Raw genomic sequence first — 16,855 nt, forward strand, 5'->3', positions numbered from 1 at the left:
GCCTGCCGGACAACCCGGCCATGAGCCGCCGCGTGGTCATCACCGCCGGCGCGTCGGGCATCGGCAAGCGACTGGCCGAGCGGTTCCTTGAGATGGGCGACCGCGTGGCGATTTGCGACGCTGATCCAGTGGCCGTCGCCGCTATGGCCGACGCGAATCCATCGCTTATCGCGCAACAGGCCGATGTCACCGATGAGGCCCAGATGGACGGCTTTCTGGGCCAGGTCGAAGGTGAATGGGGCGGGGCCGACGTGGTCTGTGCCAATGCCGGAACCGGCGGACAGGCGGGGCTGATCGAGGACCTCGACTATGCCGCGTGGCAGCAGTGCGTCGCGGTCAACTTGCACGGGTCGTTCCTGACCTGCCGCTGGGCCGCGCGGGTGATGCGTGCGCAAGGGTCCGGGTTGATCGTGCTGACGACCTCGACCGCAGGGCAATGGGGTTATCCCTATCGCTCGCCCTATTCTTCGGCCAAGTGGGCGCTTGTGGGCCTGACCAAGACGCTGGCGATGGAGCTGGGGCCGGCGGGCGTGCGGGTGAACGCCATCGCCCCCGGCGCGGTGGAAGGCGACCGGATGGACCGGGTCGTGGCCATGGAGGCCGCCGCCAGCGGCAAGACCGAGGACGAAGTGCGCGCGCGATACGTCAAGGGTGTCAGCCTGCGCTCCTGGGTCACCGCCGACGACCTGGCCGATATGGTGCTGTTTCTCGCCTCGCCGGGCGCGTCGAAGATCTCGGGTCAGGTTATGGCGGTGGATGGCCACACCGAGACACTGGTGCCATGATGCGCGTGAAGCATCACGACATGAGGTACACCATGCGAAACTGGACGAACCGAACCACATACCTCGCGGCGGCCCTGTCGCTGGCGGGCTGCGCCAGCGGGCCGATGGCGCCTGATCGGACATTCCGCGACACCGGCAAACCGCTGTCGGTGACGACACGCGGCAACGGGATGCAGGACATGGGCGGGCCGTGGTTCGTGCGCGGCTACTTCCCGGGCGACGGCGGGCTGGCGATGGTGACCCTGCTGCCCGATCTGCGCGGTCAGGAGGCGGTGGAGTTCCGTACCGAGGCGTGCCTGCTGTCCGGCGACTGCGAGACGGACACCGAGATCTGGCTGGCCAGGCCGCTGGGGCAGAACCGCTGGCAACTGAACCGCGAAGGCGCGGCGCCGCGCCAGATGTGGGTCGTCTGGGTGGACGACGATTTCCGCACGGCGGCAATCGGGACGCCCGATGGCAGCTATGGCTGGATCCTCGACCGTCGCCCCGAAGGCGGGGCGGACCGGCTGCGGGCGGCGGCGGAGATTTTGAACTTCAACGGCTATGACACCTCGCGGATCAAGGTGAGATAAAGGGAAAGACGATGACGAAACGGGCGGCAATCATTGGTGGCGGCGTGATCGGCGGCGGCTGGGCCGCGCGGTTCCTGCTGAACGGCTGGGACGTGCGGGTGTTCGACCCCGACCCGGAGGCCGACCGCAAGGTGGGCGAGGTGCTGACCAATGCACGCGGCGCTTTGCCGATGCTCTATGACTGTGCCCTGCCCGCTGAGGGCAAGCTGAGCTTTCACGGCTCGATTGCCGAGGCGGCCGAGGGCGCGGACTGGATCCAGGAAAGCGTGAGCGAGCGGCTGGACCTGAAACACAAGGTCTTTGCCGAGATCCAGGCTGCAGCACCGGGCGTGCCCATCGGCTCGTCAACCAGCGGGTTCAAGCCGTCCGAGTTGCAGGAAGGTGCCGCCGATCCGTCGACCATCATGGTCACGCACCCGTTCAACCCCGTGTACCTCTTGCCGCTGATCGAGGTGGTGCCGTCCGAGGCGACATCGCCCGAGATGGTCGAGGCTGCCAAGGCGGTGCTGACCGAGGTGGGCCTTTATCCGCTGCATGTGCGCAAGGAGATCGACGCGCATATCGCCGACCGTTTCCTGGAAGCCGTGTGGCGCGAGGCGTTATGGCTGGTGAAGGACGGCATCGCCACGACGGAGGAGATCGACAACGCCATCCGTTATGGCTTTGGCCTGCGTTGGGGACAGATGGGCCTCTTCGAGACCTACCGCGTGGCGGGCGGCGAAGCCGGGATGCGGCATTTCATGGCACAGTTCGGGCCGGCGCTGAGCTGGCCCTGGACCAAGCTGATGGATGTGCCGGAGTTCACCCCCGAGTTGGTGGACCTGATCGCGGACCAGTCGGACGCGCAGTCGGGGCACCTCACGATCCGCGAGCTGGAGCGCAAGCGTGACCGCAACCTGATTGCGATGATGCGGGCGCTGAAGCAGCAGGGCACCGCTTCGGGCAAGCTGGTCGGTCAGCATCAAAGGACGCTGATGCGACCGCCGCAGGACGCCCGGCCCATGATCACGCAGGACCGGATGGTGCCGGTCGACTGGACCGACATGAACGGGCACATGAACGAGGGCCGCTACGGGCAGGTGTTCAGCGATGCGGCCGAGGGCGTGATGGCGTTTGTGGGTGCGGACGAAGCCTATGTATCGGAGCGGCAGTTGAGCTATTTCACGGTGGAGACGACCATCAAGTACCTGGCCGAAACGCGGGCCGGGGAAGAGATCATCGTCGAGAGCCGGGTGACCGAAGGCGGCGGCAAGAAGCTGCGCTGTTTTCACGAGATGAAGCGCAAGAGCGACGGCGAGGTGATGGCGACCTGCGACCAGTTGATGCTGCATGTGAGCTTGGAGACCCGGCGCACCTGCGCGCCGCCCGAGGACGTGGCGGACAAGGTGGCGGCGCTGGCCGCCCTGCACGCGGAGGAGTGAGACCATGCATTTCGGATTGACGGACGAGCAGGAAATGATCGTCTCTACGGTGCGCAGCTTCGTCGAGAAGGAGATCTATCCGCACGAGGAGCTGGTCGAGCGGACCGGCGAGGTGCCGGACGAGGTGGCGCAGGAGATCAAGCGCAAATGCATGGATCTCGGGTTTTACGCCTGCAACTTCCCCGAGGAGGTGGGCGGCGCGGGCCTGGGCCACGTGGATTTCGCGCTGGTCGAGCGCGAGCTTGGGCGCGGGTCCATGGCACTGACGCATTTCTTCGGGCGTCCGCAGAACATCCTGATGGCCTGCGAGGGCGAGCAGCGCGAGCGGTACCTCCTGCCCGCTGTCCGTGGCGAGCGGATGGATGCGCTCGCGATGACCGAGCCCGATGCCGGGTCGGACGTGCGGGGGATGAAGTGTTTCGCCAAGCGCGACGGGGGCGACTGGGTGGTGAACGGCACCAAGCATTTCATCTCGGGCGCGGATCATGCCGATTTCATTATCGTCTTCATCGCCACGGGCGAGGACGACACTCCGAAAGGGCCCAAGAAGCGGATCACCGCCTTTCTCGTGGATCGCGGCACGCCGGGCTTCACCATTCGAGAAGGCTACAAGTCAGTCAGCCACCGGGGTTACAAGAACATGGTGCTGGAATTCGACGATTGCCGCCTGCCCGATGCGCAGGTGCTGGGTGAGGTCGATGGCGGATTCGCGGTGATGAACGAGTGGCTCTACGCCACGCGGATCACCGTGGCGACAATGAGCGTGGGACGGGCGCGCCGGGCCTTTGATTACGCCTTGAATTACGCCGCCGAGCGCAAACAGTTCGGCCAGCAGATCGGCAAGTTCCAGGGCGTGAGCTTTCAGATCGCCGACATGGTCACCGAGATCGACGCCGCCGACTGGCTGACCCTCGCCGCCGCATGGCGGCTGGATCAGGGATTGCCGGCGAACCGCGAGATCGCGTCGGCCAAGCTCTATGCCAGCGAGATGCTGGCCCGCGTGACCGACGCCACCTTGCAGGTCTTCGGCGGCATGGGCCTGATGGACGACTTCCCGGTGGAACGGTTTTGGCGCGACGCACGTGTCGAGCGGATCTGGGATGGAACCTCGGAAATCCAGCGCCACATCATCAGCCGCGAGCTTTTGCGACCGCTGGGGGCATAAGAGACGAATGCCTTCGGCGAGGATATTTGTGGCCAGAGGAAAAGGGGGGAGCCTGGAAAGCTCCCACCGGGAAAAGGCGCGGCCTCTTCCCCTGGCGCGGTCATCGGTGTCCCCGCCTATACCGCATGGCAAGCATTGCAGGTCGTGGTTAACAAACCGTTTCTTCCTCTGGCCGGAAATATCCCCGCCGGAGGCAAGAAACTCTTTGGCGCAAGGATCCGCCCCATGCGCGACCTGAGCCGCCTCATTCAGCCGAAGTCGATTGCGGTGATCGGCGGCGGGGCCTGGTGCACCAGTGTCGTCGAGCAGTGCAGGAAGATGGCGTTTTCCGGCCCGGTCTGGCCGGTCCATCCGTCGAAGGCGGAAATCGCGGGCCTGCCCGCCTGCGCCCGGCTGGATGATTTGCCCGCGCCACCGGATGCCGTCTTCATCGGGGTGAACCGGCACGCCACGGTCGATGTCGTCCGCCAGCTGCGCGAGTTGGGCGCGGGCGGTGCGGTCTGTTTCGCAAGCGGCTTCAGCGAGGCGCAGGCCGAAACCGGTGACGGCGCGGACTTGCAGGCGGCCTTGCTGGAGGCGGCGGGCGAGATGCCGATTCTGGGCCCGAACTGCTATGGCTTCATCAACTATCTGGACGGCGCGCTCTTGTGGCCGGACCAGCATGGCGGTGCGCGGGTCGAGAGCGGCGTGGCGGTGCTGACGCAAAGCTCCAACATGGCGATCAACATCTCGATGCAGTCGCGCGGTCTGCCGCTGGCCTATGTGACCACGGCCGGAAATCAGGCGCAGACCGGGTTGGCGGAGCTGGGCCACACGCTATTGCAGGACCCGCGGGTCACGGTGCTGGCGCTGCACATCGAAGGTATCGGCGACGTGGCCGCGTTCGAGTGGCTGGTGCACACCGCGAGGGAGCTGGGAAAGCCCATGGTCGTGCTGAAGGCCGGCAAGTCGGCGCGGGCACAGGCGGCGGCGGTCTCGCACACCGCCTCGCTTGCCGGCAGCGACGCCGGGGCGCGCGCGCTTTTGCGGCGGTTAGGCGTGGCTCAGGTGGACAGCCTGCCCGCCTTGCTGGAGACGGCGAAGCTGTTGCACTATGCGGGCCCGTTGCCCGGCGCGTCGCTGGCCTCCCTGTCCTGTTCGGGCGGCGAGGCGAGCCTGATGGCCGACAGCGCCGAGGGCCGGGAGGTGCAATTTCCCGACCTGACCCAGGCGCAACGCGACCGCCTGCGCGAGACGCTGGGGCCCATGGTCGCGCTGGCCAATCCGCTGGATTACCACACCTTCATCTGGAACGACGCCGAGCGCATGGCGCAGGTCTTTGGCATCATGCAGGAGGGCGCGGCAGACCTGACCTGCGTGATCATCGACTTTCCCCGCACGGATCGGTGCGACCCCGCCGCCTGGGATTGCGTGTTCGAGGCCGGGGCGGCGGCGGTGACCAAGACCGGCAGGCCTCTGGTGCTGGTGTCCACCCTGCCCGAGCTGCTGCCCGAGGCGATGGCCGCGCGCGCCACGGCGGGCGGCATGATCCCGATGCAGGGGCTGGACGACTTTCTGACCGCGATGGAGGCGGCGGCCTTCATCGGCAGTCACAGCCCGCTGCCCGCGCCCGTGTTGCAGGGAAACCAGCCCGAAAGCGCAAGGTTGCTGTCAGAGGCCGAGGCCAAGCGCGCGCTGGCCGCCGCCGGCCTGGACGTGCCCCGGGCGATTGTCGCGGATACAGTGGAAGACGCTGTGGCGGCGGCGAAGGAGATCGGCTTTCCTGTGGTGTTGAAAGGTACGGGCATCGCACACAAGACCGAGGCTGGACTGGTGGCGCTTGGTCTGCGGGACGCCCTGGAAGTCGAGGAAGCGGCCAAGGGCATGGCCTGCGACGGCTTTTTGCTGGAGGAGATGATCGGCGGCGGCGTGGCCGAGCTTTTGCTGGGGGTCGTGCGGGACCCGGCGCACGGATTCGTGCTGACGCTGGGAGCTGGCGGGACGTTGACGGAAATCCTGCAAGACACGGTGTCGCTGATCCTGCCGGTCACCGAAGACGAAGTGTTACGGGCGCTCGACAGCTTGCGCATTGCCCCCGCGCTGGCAGGGTATCGCGGCAAGCCCGGCACGGACCGCGCCGCCATTGCACGCGCCGTTCTGGCGGTGCAGGACTATGTCGGCGCCGAACGCGACCGGCTGGAGGAGATCGAGATCAACCCGCTGATCTGCACGCCCGAAAGGGCCGTGGCGGCGGATGCACTGATCCGGAAAGGAGACTGACATGACGGAGAGCCCCGTAAAGACCCAGACACGCGGCCATGTGCTGGAAGTGACGCTGGACCGGCCCAAGGCCAACGCGATCGACCTGGCGACCAGCCGGATCATGGGCGACGTATTCAAGGACTTCCGCGACGATCCGGAACTGCGGGTGGCGCTGATCACCGGCGCGGGCGACAAATTCTTCTGCCCCGGTTGGGACCTGAAAGCCGCTGCCGGGGGCGATGCGGTGGATGACAACTACGGCGTGGGCGGCTTTGGAGGCCTTCAAGAAATGCGGGCGATGAACAAGCCGATCATCGCCGCCATAAACGGCATCTGCTGCGGCGGGGGCCTGGAATGGGCGCTGAGCGCGGACATCATCCTGGCCGCCGATCATGCGCAGTTCGCCCTGCCCGAGATCCGGTCCGGGACGGTGGCCGATGCGGCGAGCGTGAAGCTGCCCAAGCGCATCCCCTATCATATCGCGATGGAAATGCTGCTGACTGGGCGCTGGATCGACGCCGAGGAAGCGGCGCGGTGGGGGCTGATCAACCAGATCCATCCCGGCGACCAGCTGATGGCCAAGGCGCGGGAGATGGCCGACCTACTGGCGAGCGGGCCGCCGCTGGTCTATGCCGCTATCAAGGAGATCGTGCGCGAGGCCGAGGCGATGACGTTTCAGGACGCGATGAACCGGATCACGCGGCGGCAATTTGAAAGCGTCGATGTGCTGTATGATTCCGAGGACCAGTTGGAGGGCGCCAAGGCCTTTGCGGAAAAGCGCGATCCTGTCTGGAAGGGGCGCTGAAGGTGGTCAAGGGCGGCTGAAAATTCGGAGAATTTTCTGGCCACATTCTTCTGCGAAGAATGTTCGGGCGCGCGACGATTAGGCCGCGCGCCAGGGGTGTCAGTTGGTGATAATCTCCGGCCCCATGAAGGTCGTGGGCAGGTAGGTCGATATCCAGGGGATATACGTCACCATGATCAGGAAGACGAAGAGCACGGCAAGGAACGGCAGGGCCGCGCGCACGACGCTCATCATCGGCATTCCCGCCACGCCAGAGGTCACGAAGAGGTTCAGGCCCACGGGCGGCGTGATCATCCCGATTTCCATGTTCACCACCATGATGATGCCAAGGTGGATGGGATCTATGCCCAACTCTATGGCGATGGGGAACACCAACGGGGCGACGATCACCAGAAGGCCGGACGGCTCCATGAACTGGCCGCCGATCAGCAGGATCACGTTGACCATTACCAGGAACATCACCGGGCCGAGGCCCGCGGCCAGCATACTTTCGGCAATCGCCTGGGGGATCTGTTCGTCGGTCAGCACATGCTTGAGCAGAAGCGCGTTGGCGATGATGAACATCAGCGTGATCGTCAGCTTGGCGCCCTCGAACACGGTGTTCACCGTGTCGCGGTGCCAGAAGGCCGTCACCAGCGCCCAGGGCTTTTGCAGCAGGGTCGCGGGGCGCGGGGCCTCGGCGGCATTGACGCTGCGCTCGCCCATGGCCCCGGTGTAGGTTTCCTCTTCGGACGGCGCCGCGAGCGGGCCCATGTCGCGGTAGATGAAACAGGCCACGAAGAAGGCGTAGACGGCGGCGACGGCGGCGGCCTCAGTGGGCGTGAAGGCGCCGGGTTGCCAATAGATCAGGCTGCCCTCGCCGGTAAGGTTGATCCATGGGTGGCCATAGATGCCGCCCATGATGATGCCGATCAGCAGAAGGCCCCAGAAGGCGTCGCGGAAACTGTCGAAGATCTCGACCCAGCCTTTCCACTCGCCGGCGGGCATGTTGCGGATCCGGGCCATGATGTAGATCGTGATCATCAGCATCGTACCGGCCAGCAGGCCCGGAATGACGCCCGCGAGGAACATGCGGCCCACGGACACATCGGTGGCGGAGGCGTAGACGACCATGACGATGGAGGGCGGAATGAGGATGCCGAGCGTTCCGGCGTTACAGATCACCCCGGCGGCGAAATCCTTGGTGTAGCCCACCTGCCGCATGGCGGCGATCACGATTGTGCCGATGGCGACCACGGTGGCGGGCGATGACCCCGAGAGCGCGGCGAAGATCATGCAGGCCAGTACGCCGGCGATGGCCAGACCGCCCTTGAGGTGCCCCACACAGGCGATGGAGAAGCGGATGATCCGTTTCGCCACGCCGCCCGTGGACATGAAGCTGGAGGCGAGGATGAAGAACGGGATGGCCAGCAGCGTGTAATGCTCTGCCATCGCGTCATAGAGCGACTTGGCCACCGCGCCGATGGACGTGTTGGAGAACATCAGCTGGAACACGATCGAGGAGAACCCGAGCGAGACCGCGATCGGCACACCGATCAGCAGCAGGCCAATGATCATGATGAAGAGAAATGCGACTTCCATGGTATCAGCCCTTCTTCACGGCTTCGCCGCGGGCGAGCTTGTCGGCGGCGGTTTCCACCGCGTCCTCAGCCTCGTGGCTGGTGATGATGCGCTGGCGGGTGCCGCGAACGACGCCCAGGGTGGCCTGGACCACGCGGAACAGAAGCAGGGACGCGCCGATGGGCAGGATCAGGTAGGGAATGACGCGCGGAAGGTAGTCATATTCCTCGACCACGCGGGTATCGCCGTCCATGTACCAGTTGAATGTGTTCTCGAGGAACTCCTTGCCGAAAGGGATCGGCACGGGGCGGACCACGGCGTAGCCCTGGGCGCGGGCCTCTTCGAAACCGGTGGGAAACCAGCGGCCAGAGGTCGGATTGAGGTTCGAGAACGGCGCCCAGAAATCATAGGCGCCCTTGAGCAAAAGAAAGGCATAGGCCACGCAGACAAGGCAGGCGATGATGGCCATGCCGCGCTTGAGACCGCCCCCAACCATGTTGACGATGGCGTCAACGCCGAGGTGGGCGGTGACCTTGAACCCGTAGGAAATGCCGAAGAGAACCAGCCAGGCAAAGAGGATTTCCACCACTTCCTGTCCCCAAAGCAGGCTTTCGGAAAAGCCGTAGCGCAGGACGACGTTGGCGAAGGTGATCAGGGTCATCGCGCCCAGGATGAGGGCGATGAAGATTTCCTCGGCGCGGTGGACGACGCGTCCGACCGGGCCCGATGGTGTGTATCCGCTCACGCTCATGGCGTTTCCCTCCGGATCATGTGGGGTCAGGCCGGTGTGGGTTCCGGCGGCACACGGGGTGCCGCCGGGGTCCGGCGCTGCGGGCGCGGTCCGGCCTCAGCGAAGCCGCAAGCGCGCGCCCGCCATGTCCTGCGTCAGCTGCCGCTGTTGTGGGACTGGGCCGCGTCGATGTTGTCCTGGCCCACATCCTCGACAAACTGGTCCCAGACCGGGCGCATCGCATCGACCCAGGCTTGGCGCTGTTCAGCGCTCAGCTCGCGCACCTCGCCACCTGCATCGATGATCGCCTGGCGGTTTTCCTGGTTCACGTTATAGCTTTCGGCGTTCCGGGTCTCGGTCACTTCGGCGACGATGGTCATGAACTGGTCGCGCACGTCAGGCTCCAGCGAGTCGAGCCAGTCGCTGGACGCCACCAGCAGATAGTCGATGATGCCGTGGTTGGTCTCGGTGATGCCGTCCTGCACCTCGAAGAACTTCTGGCCATAGATGTTGGACCAGGTGTTTTCCTGACCGTCCACGACGCCGGTTTGCAGCGCGCCGTACACTTCCGAGAAGGCCATCGGCTGCGGCGAGGCGCCGAGCGCTTCCATCTGCGCGACGAGCACGTCGGAGGTCTGCACGCGGAATTTCAGGCCCTCGGCGTCAGACGGCTCGAGCAGTGGCACGTTGGCCGAAAACTGCTTCATCCCGTTGTGCCAGAAGCCAAGACCCTGCAGCCCGCGTCGCTGCATCGAGTCGAGCATGTCCTGGCCGGCGTCGGACGCCTGGAAGCTGTCGACCGCGTCGATGTTTTCGAACATGAAGGGCAGATCGAAGATGCGGAAAACCTTGGTGAAGTTCTCGAATTTCGACAGCGACGGCGCGGCGAGCTGGACGTCGCCCTGAAGCATCGCTTCGAGCACCTGGTCGTCGTTGTAGAGCGTGGAGTTGGGGAACACCTCCATGCACATCTTGCCGTCCATTTCCTCGTTAACGCGCTCTTGCAGCAGCGAGGCGGCGATGCCCTTTGGGTGCTTGTCGGTGTTGGTGACGTGGCTGAACTTGACGACGATTTCACCATCGTCACAGGCGGCGCTTACGGCGCCGGCAGACACGGTCAGTGCGAGTGCCGCGGATGCGGCAGACAGGAATTTCATGGTCTCTCCTCCCTAATTCGAGACTGGTTTAGATACCGTCACGGTATTGCGCAGCCAGAATGGCGATTGCGAAGGATGCAACAAGCTGATTCGGAGAAAGATCACGGGAATCAAGATATATTGAAGAGTTTCAGTGCATTAAGGCTTTCGAATCGCTGTGACCCGAGACGCCCTCGAATCGCCTGTGCGGATTCCCGCACGCGCCTCAACGCTGCTGTGCGGATTTTCGCACAGTTCGGTGATACGGCGCTCAGGCCGCCCTGCCCGGCCAGCGCCGCGTCGCCACCAGCACGCCGACCGCCACCAGCCCCACGGCCAGCCAGTTGACGCCGGTGATGTTGTCCGCGCCCAGCCCGACCATGGCCATGACGATAAGCCCGGCGCAGGTCATCAGGGCGCCCAGCATGGCGAGGATCGGGCCGGGGCGACCGGCGGGTTTGGTGCGGCTGCCGGCCTCGAACCGTACGAAGATCAAAACGAGTGGCACCAGTACGACGGTGAAGAGCGCCAGCCAGACAGGCCGCATGGCCCACCAGGCGCCGCTGCCCGGCGGCTCTTGCAGGCCGACGCCGCCCAACAACACGGCGATGCCGACAACGATGATCAGCGCCGTCATGTGCCACAGGTAGATCGACATGATCATCTGATTGAAGAGGATCACCAGCGCCCAAGGCCGCGTGCGCTGAAGCCACGCCTGCGCGAGGTCCGTGAAAAGCAGGATCGCGCCGATCTGCACGGCACCCACGGCCAGCATCGCGGTGGTGGGCGGGCGCGTGTTGGACATCTCGGCGCCCGGCACGCTGACCATGGCGACGGGGTATCCGAACTGCACGATCAGCACGTAGAGCCACGCGACGCCCGAGGCGATGAAGCCCAGCGCCCATGTCTTGGGCCGCGCGGCGCGGCGCCACCAGTAGCCAAGCTGATGGACGGCCAGCCAGACGAAGCCGTAGTTGGCCCAGCGCAGCCACCCCTGGTCGAGACCGAAGGCGATGGCGTCCACGACGACGGCACCTAGGGCCAGCAAGAGGACCGACAGGACACCTATGCGATCCCACAGCGCGACGGTGACCGGCACGGCCATGGTGATGACGATGTAGACGGCCAGAAACCAGACCGGCACGAGCGCCGCCTGAGATGCAAAACCGATCAGCTCGGGCGATACGCCCATGGCGCGCGCGATCACTCCGCCCGCGGCCCAGGCCAGAACGACGGGCACGGTGGGTTTCAGAAGGCGCGACAGGCGCGTGGCGGCCCAGGCGCGCTTCTTTTCCGGGTCCTTTTGAGCGGAATCCCAGGACAGGCTGTTGGAAAACCCGCCGACGAAGAAGAAGACCGGCATCACCTGGAAGAGCCAGGTCGCGTAATGGGTCCAGCGTTGTTCGGCCAACAGGATCACCAGCGTCACCTCGCCGTCGCGCATGACGGCTGCGACCAGCAGCCAATGACCGAGGATCACGAAACTGATGGCAATGGCGCGGTAGAGGTCGACAGCACGATTGCGGCTCTCGGGCGTGCGCTCGGCGGCCCAGCGGGCGGCGGCCATCATGCCCTTGGGCATCTTGTCGGGGGGTGTCGCGGTTGTCATGGGATCTTCCTGCTCTGCCGTTTTTCGCCCGCGATCTGGTGCCGCGTGTCGTGTCGCAGGAGCCTAAGGTCTTTCATATGTGCGCGGAATCACCGTTTGCCGATATGTGCACCAATGCCTGGGTCTGTGGCACGGATACCGCGCTAACTGTCGCCGCGGCGGTAATTTTCGGGCTTTATCCCGTACCTGGCCAGCTTGTCATAGAACGTCTTGCGCGGCAGTTTCAGCGCCTTTGCTGCCTCTGACGCGCGACCATTTTGACGGCCAAGCGCGGCGATCAGCAGGGAGCGTTCCACTTGCGCCATCTGTTCCGAGAGGCCGAGATCCGCGGCGCGGGTAACCTCGTCAGGCATACCCAGGACAAAGCGCATGGCGGCGCTCATCAGGGAACGGGCGTTTCCGGGCCAGTCCTGCGCCATCAGGCGGGCCAGATGATCCGGCGCGATGTCCGGCGCGGCGATGCCCGATTGTTCGGCGGCCTGTGCCACGTAATGCCGAAAGAGCACCGGAATGTCCTCGGGCCGCTCGGACAAGGCCGGGATGCGCACCAGCGCCACATCAAGGCGGTAATAGAGTTCGGGATAGAAACGCCCGTCCTCGGCCGCCTTGGCGAGATCGGTCGTCGTGCCTGCGATCAGCCGTGTTTCGGCGCCTTCCTCAAGCCGGTCCAGAAGAGCGTGCTGCGCGTGCGGCGGCAGTGCCGTGATCTCTTCGATGAACAGGCTTCCGCCGCGGGCCGACGCCAAAGCGTCATCCAACGCCGCTGCATCGAGGGCCGCCGCAGGGTGTTTGACATAAGGTCCGCGACCGGCGGGCGTCATCAGGTGCACCACCTCGGCCACCTTCGATATCCCCGCGCCGGGCGGCCCGGTCACCAGTACGTCGGCACCCATGGCCGCCACGCGCCGCACCCGTTCGCGCAGGTTCTCGGCCAGTACGGACGTACCGAACAGCATTCGCGCGGCGGCATCTCCGGTCTCGAGCTGTCGTTTCAGCCGGCGGTTTTCCAGAACAAGCGAGCGGGTCTGCAAGGCCCGGGTCAGAACAGGCAGCAGACCATCGGGGGCACAGGGCTTTTCCAGGAAATCGAACGCGCCTTGCCCCATGGCGCGTACCGCCATCGGGATGTCGCCTTCGCCGGTCAGCAGGATGACGGGAAGTTCTGCATCGGTCTTGCGGGTGTAGTCCAGCAGGTAGAACCCGTCGCGGCCGGGCATACGGATATCTGACAGGATCACGCCCGGGAAATCGGGGGTGATATGGTCCTTGGCCTCGATGAACGAGCCGGCAACCCGTGCCGAAAGCTGGTTGATCTCAAGTGTCTGGGCCAGGGCCTCGCGCACGGATGCATCGTCGTCGACGATCAATACCTCCATCGTCATGCTGCGGCCTCGTCCTGCCAGGGATCCAGTTCGACGCGGAAGATCGCACCGCCGTCCGGTGCGTTGCTGCCGCTGATACGGCCACCGAAGCTTTCGACCAGGCCGTAGGAGATGGAAAGACCAAGACCCAGCCCATCCTCGCCACCGACCTCCTTGGTGGTGTAGAACGGCTCGAAAATCTTGGACGGATCGGAAATTCCGGGCCCGGTGTCGCGCACCGTCACTGTCGGGCGGTTGCCGGCAACAAGCGTCAGCTCGATGCGTTTGCAGGGCTGTCCGCCCATCGCATCGATCGCGTTGTTGATCAGGTTCACGAACACCTGGCCCAGCCGCACTTCGCCCGCAAGCACATAGACCGGGAACTCGGGGCGATGCCATTCAAGCGCCACGCCTTCGCGGTCAAGACGCTGCTCGGTCATCTCGACCGCGCTGTCGATTACGCTTACCAGATCGACCTTGCCGGCAGGCTCGGCCTCGTTGCGGGCAAACGCACGCAGGTTGCGGATAATGCGTGCGGCGCGTCCCGCGAGGTCGGAAATACGGCTGAGGTTGTGGCGCGCGGCACCCGTTTTCCCGGAGTCGAGGAACGAGGCGCCGTTGTCGGCGAATTGCTGAATCGCCATCAAGGGCTGGTTGAGTTCATGGCTGATGCCCGCCGACATCTGCCCCAGCGCACCCAGCTTGCCGGCCTGCACCAGATCCTCCTGGGCGCGGGTCAATGCGGCCTCGGCCTCCATCCGCTCAGCCACTTCACGGCGCAGGGCGGCGTTGGTGTGAGACAGTTCCGCCGTGCGGTCCGCCACGCGCACCTCAAGCTGGGCATTGGAAATGGCGAGCGCGCGGCGCCGTTCGGCCAGAAGCAGGAGCACCGCGCCGAAGGCAAGACAGATCGCCGCGAAAAATGCCGATTGCAGGCCTGCCATGCGAGACACCGGCGCGACGTTCATCAGCGCGTGTCCGGTCATTCCGATCACGGGCTTGGGGCTGGCAAGGTGCAAGGCGCGCTTTGGCAGGTAATCGCCGTGGTCCAGCGTCCAGATGTCCGGGGCCAGGCCTGTCGTATCGCCCGCCGATGCATCGTCTTCGGGCGCGGCAAGCCCGGCCCCGTCCGGCCGAATGCGCCAGCCAAGGACCTCTGCACGATTGGAGAGAAACACGCGGCCGTTGTCGTCGGTAAAAAAGACCACCGGCTGACCGCCGATCCAGCCCCACTCGATTTCAGCGATGTCGACCACGGCAATAAGACTGCCCCGGATGGAACCGTCCACCGCAAAGGAAGGCGCCGCATAGGCGTAGACGCGTCGCCCGTCGGGTCCGAGCCTGCCGAAGAACGACCCCAGCGCCCCATGCATGGCGCGGGCGAAATAGCTGCTGCCGGATGGGTCGAGCGCAACCTCGCCGGCCTCGGCCAGCACCGCGCCGGCGGCATCGGTGAAGATCAGCGCAGCGGCACCGCTTTTGTCGACGGCTTCCTGAAGCAGTTGCGTGGCCGCTGGAACGTCGGGCGCGTCACCGGTCAGGTCTGCCAGTTCGGGATGATCGGACATGAGAACCGCCAGTTCCCGGAAACGGCGCATCTCGCCGGTAAAGCGATCGGCCGCGAGCGCGAGGTCGGCGCGCCCCTGCTTGGACAGCTGCGTCAGACCCTGGCTGTAGCCGTAGCGCCAGACGGTCGCCGCCGCCGCGACAACGGCGAGCAGAAACAGGGTGATGACAATCCACCTGGCGCGAAGGAGCGAAAACATGCGATGGTGATAGCAAGCCTATCCCCAGCTTGGCCAGACAAAGCGTGCGGGATGGGCAGGGTCAGTGACCGCAACCGGCGCGTGGCAGGTCGAAGCGTAGGCTCAGGCCGCGGGGTGCCTCTGTCGGGATGATCGCGATCTCGCCATGCAGGCTGCGTACGGCTTTCTGCGCGATGGCGAGACCGACGCCAGAAAAGCCCGTCTCGCTTTTCGGGCGCAGGGTCGCGAGAGGCTTGAAGACAGCGGTCCAATGAGCAGGTTCGATCCCGGGACCGTCGTCGGTCACGACCACCTGAACACGGTCCTGCCACGGGGTGGCGGTGACCCGCAGCTTTCCGAAGTCGCGGTCGTGATGCGCGGCAACGTTGCCGAGGACCGCCTTGAAGAGCTTTTTCATATCGTTTTTGGGGCCCGTCACACACAGGCCGCCGCAATCAATGTCACGGATTAGCCCGGGGTGCGCGGGCAGGTCGTCGCACACTTCGGTCACCAGCCCGTCAAGGTCATGCATTGCAGGCGGGTCGGCCAGACGGCCCACCCGGGAAAGTTCTGTCAGTGCGGTCAGCGTATCATCCAGCCGATGCGCGTAGTCGCGCAACATGGCGAGGTTGTCCGCGGCGTCGGCGGACAGGACAATACGCTGCGCCGCCAGATCTTCGACGATCCAGTCGGGTATCGTGCGCATGGCCCTGGCGAATGCCTTGAGGTCGTGCGTCAGGATGTACAGAAACTCCTCAGCCTCCTGTACCGGGCCCTGGCTGTCAGAGGTGAACGAGCGTGACACGTATCGCCTCTCTTTCCTGGTGTTCGCGCGAAAGTAGATATCTCAGAGCCAGGTTTCCAATCCGTGAACATCTTTGCCGGGAACGCTGATCAGTCGTTAAAATCCGCAGTATCAGACCATGTGTCGGTAACAGATTGGTAAGGTACGCGCCTCTAGCATAAGGTCACGATTTCCGGGTGTTTTCGTGAGAAAGGTTACGACATGGCGTCTATTTCCCCCATCCCCAAGGAGCCGATGGTCACTCAGGCGCTTCCCGCAACCTGCCTGAACGGCGGCCGGCGCGGCGATTGCTTTGACGTGCTTATCCTCGACGACGATCCGTTCGATCAGAAACGACTGGCGCGCACCTTGGACGCGACCGGGATGCCCGTGAATTCGGTCAGTGCCGCGACGATCGGCGAATTCGGTGCAGCCCTGGACGCGGGCAGTTTCGATGTGATCCTGATTGATTACATGCTGCCTGACAGTGACGGACTGGCAGCCCAGAAAATGGTGCAAAGCCATCCGACGAACTTTGCCGCCGCGGTGGTGATGATGTCGAACCGGATGCGCACCGACGTGGCGATCGAATCGATCAAGCAGGGATCGCTGGATTGTCTCGACAAGGTCGAGTTGAACACCGACAAGCTGCGCGAACTGATGATGGCGTCGGTCAAGGTGCTGGCGGAAACCTCGCGGCACTGGATCGGCGAACTTCTGGCACAACAGCGGACTCTGATCGCGCAGGATGTCGCCAAGCTGGTGCGCGACGAAATGGAATTCGGACGGTTGATCGACACGATCGACAAGCGCATTCTGGATATGCTGGCGGCACGAGGTCTGACATTGGCCGACCGCTGGGATGCCGACGGCGTCATGGACCCTGACCCGCCGTTTGCTTTTCGATGAGCCCCGGCATGACGAGCCCCCTGTTGCCAAGC

The 16,855-nt window shown here is 64.8% G+C and carries 14 protein-coding genes; 7 read left to right on the forward strand and 7 right to left on the reverse strand.

Features of this window, described 5'->3' with window-relative positions; genetic code table 11:
- The first annotated feature begins 20 nt into the window (after positions 1-20).
- The 6 genes from XM53_RS08620 (at position 21) to XM53_RS08645 (ending at position 6,989) form a co-directional block, all read left to right on the forward strand.
- Positions 21-785, forward strand: coding sequence for an SDR family oxidoreductase (locus XM53_RS08620; RefSeq protein WP_057792303.1), 765 nt, complete (start codon positions 21-23; stop codon positions 783-785).
- Between the two features lie 20 nt (positions 786-805).
- Complete coding sequence (locus XM53_RS08625; protein ID WP_160321376.1) at positions 806-1,357, forward strand: lipocalin family protein; 552 nt, start codon at positions 806-808, stop codon at positions 1,355-1,357.
- Between the two features lie 11 nt (positions 1,358-1,368).
- Positions 1,369-2,778, forward strand: coding sequence for a carnitine 3-dehydrogenase (locus XM53_RS08630; protein WP_057792307.1), 1,410 nt, complete (start codon positions 1,369-1,371; stop codon positions 2,776-2,778).
- Between the two features lie 4 nt (positions 2,779-2,782).
- A complete protein-coding gene (locus tag XM53_RS08635) occupies positions 2,783-3,943 on the forward strand; it encodes an acyl-CoA dehydrogenase family protein (RefSeq protein WP_057792309.1) in 1,161 nt (386 codons plus the stop codon).
- Between the two features lie 225 nt (positions 3,944-4,168).
- On the forward strand, positions 4,169-6,202 hold the full coding sequence (locus XM53_RS08640; RefSeq protein ID WP_057792311.1) for an acetate--CoA ligase family protein: 2,034 nt from the start codon (positions 4,169-4,171) through the stop codon (positions 6,200-6,202).
- 1 nt (position 6,203) lies between these two features.
- On the forward strand, positions 6,204-6,989 hold the full coding sequence (locus XM53_RS08645) for a carnitinyl-CoA dehydratase (RefSeq protein WP_057792313.1): 786 nt from the start codon (positions 6,204-6,206) through the stop codon (positions 6,987-6,989).
- Between the two features lie 99 nt (positions 6,990-7,088).
- Here the strand turns inward: XM53_RS08645 and XM53_RS08650 are convergent, their stop codons facing one another.
- The 7 genes from XM53_RS08650 to XM53_RS08680 all read right to left on the reverse strand — a co-directional run bounded on the left by XM53_RS08650 (position 7,089) and on the right by XM53_RS08680 (position 15,935).
- A complete protein-coding gene (locus XM53_RS08650) occupies positions 7,089-8,570 on the reverse strand; it encodes a TRAP transporter large permease (protein ID WP_057792315.1) in 1,482 nt (493 codons plus the stop codon).
- A 4-nt stretch (positions 8,571-8,574) separates the two neighbouring features.
- Positions 8,575-9,300, reverse strand: coding sequence for a TRAP transporter small permease (locus tag XM53_RS08655; RefSeq protein WP_057792317.1), 726 nt, complete (start codon positions 9,298-9,300; stop codon positions 8,575-8,577).
- A gap of 134 nt (positions 9,301-9,434) precedes the next feature.
- Positions 9,435-10,436, reverse strand: a complete 1,002-nt coding sequence (locus XM53_RS08660) for a DctP family TRAP transporter solute-binding subunit (RefSeq protein WP_057792319.1) — start codon at positions 10,434-10,436, stop codon at positions 9,435-9,437.
- A gap of 250 nt (positions 10,437-10,686) precedes the next feature.
- A complete protein-coding gene (locus tag XM53_RS08665) occupies positions 10,687-12,024 on the reverse strand; it encodes an acyltransferase family protein (protein WP_082630837.1) in 1,338 nt (445 codons plus the stop codon).
- 143 nt (positions 12,025-12,167) lie between these two features.
- Positions 12,168-13,406: a sigma-54-dependent transcriptional regulator gene (locus XM53_RS08670; RefSeq protein ID WP_057792321.1), complete on the reverse strand. Its 1,239-nt coding sequence runs from the start codon at positions 13,404-13,406 to the stop codon at positions 12,168-12,170.
- Positions 13,403-15,151 (reverse strand): sensor histidine kinase, encoded by a 1,749-nt coding sequence (locus XM53_RS08675; protein WP_057792324.1) that lies wholly within the window; start codon positions 15,149-15,151, stop codon positions 13,403-13,405. Before XM53_RS08675 ends, XM53_RS08670 begins: the two co-directional genes overlap by 4 nt.
- Before the next feature lie 61 nt (positions 15,152-15,212).
- Positions 15,213-15,935 carry a sensor histidine kinase gene (locus XM53_RS08680; RefSeq protein ID WP_057792326.1) on the reverse strand — a complete coding sequence of 241 codons (723 nt, stop codon included), beginning with the start codon at positions 15,933-15,935 and terminating at the stop codon, positions 15,213-15,215.
- Positions 15,936-16,136: 201 nt separating this feature from the next.
- Between XM53_RS08680 and XM53_RS08685 the strand changes: the two genes are divergently transcribed.
- Complete coding sequence (locus XM53_RS08685; protein WP_082630839.1) at positions 16,137-16,823, forward strand: response regulator; 687 nt, start codon at positions 16,137-16,139, stop codon at positions 16,821-16,823.
- Positions 16,824-16,855 lie beyond the last annotated feature (32 nt).

The organism is Roseovarius atlanticus (genome assembly GCF_001441615.1).
GTDB classification, from domain to species: Bacteria; Pseudomonadota; Alphaproteobacteria; order Rhodobacterales; family Rhodobacteraceae; genus Roseovarius; species Roseovarius atlanticus.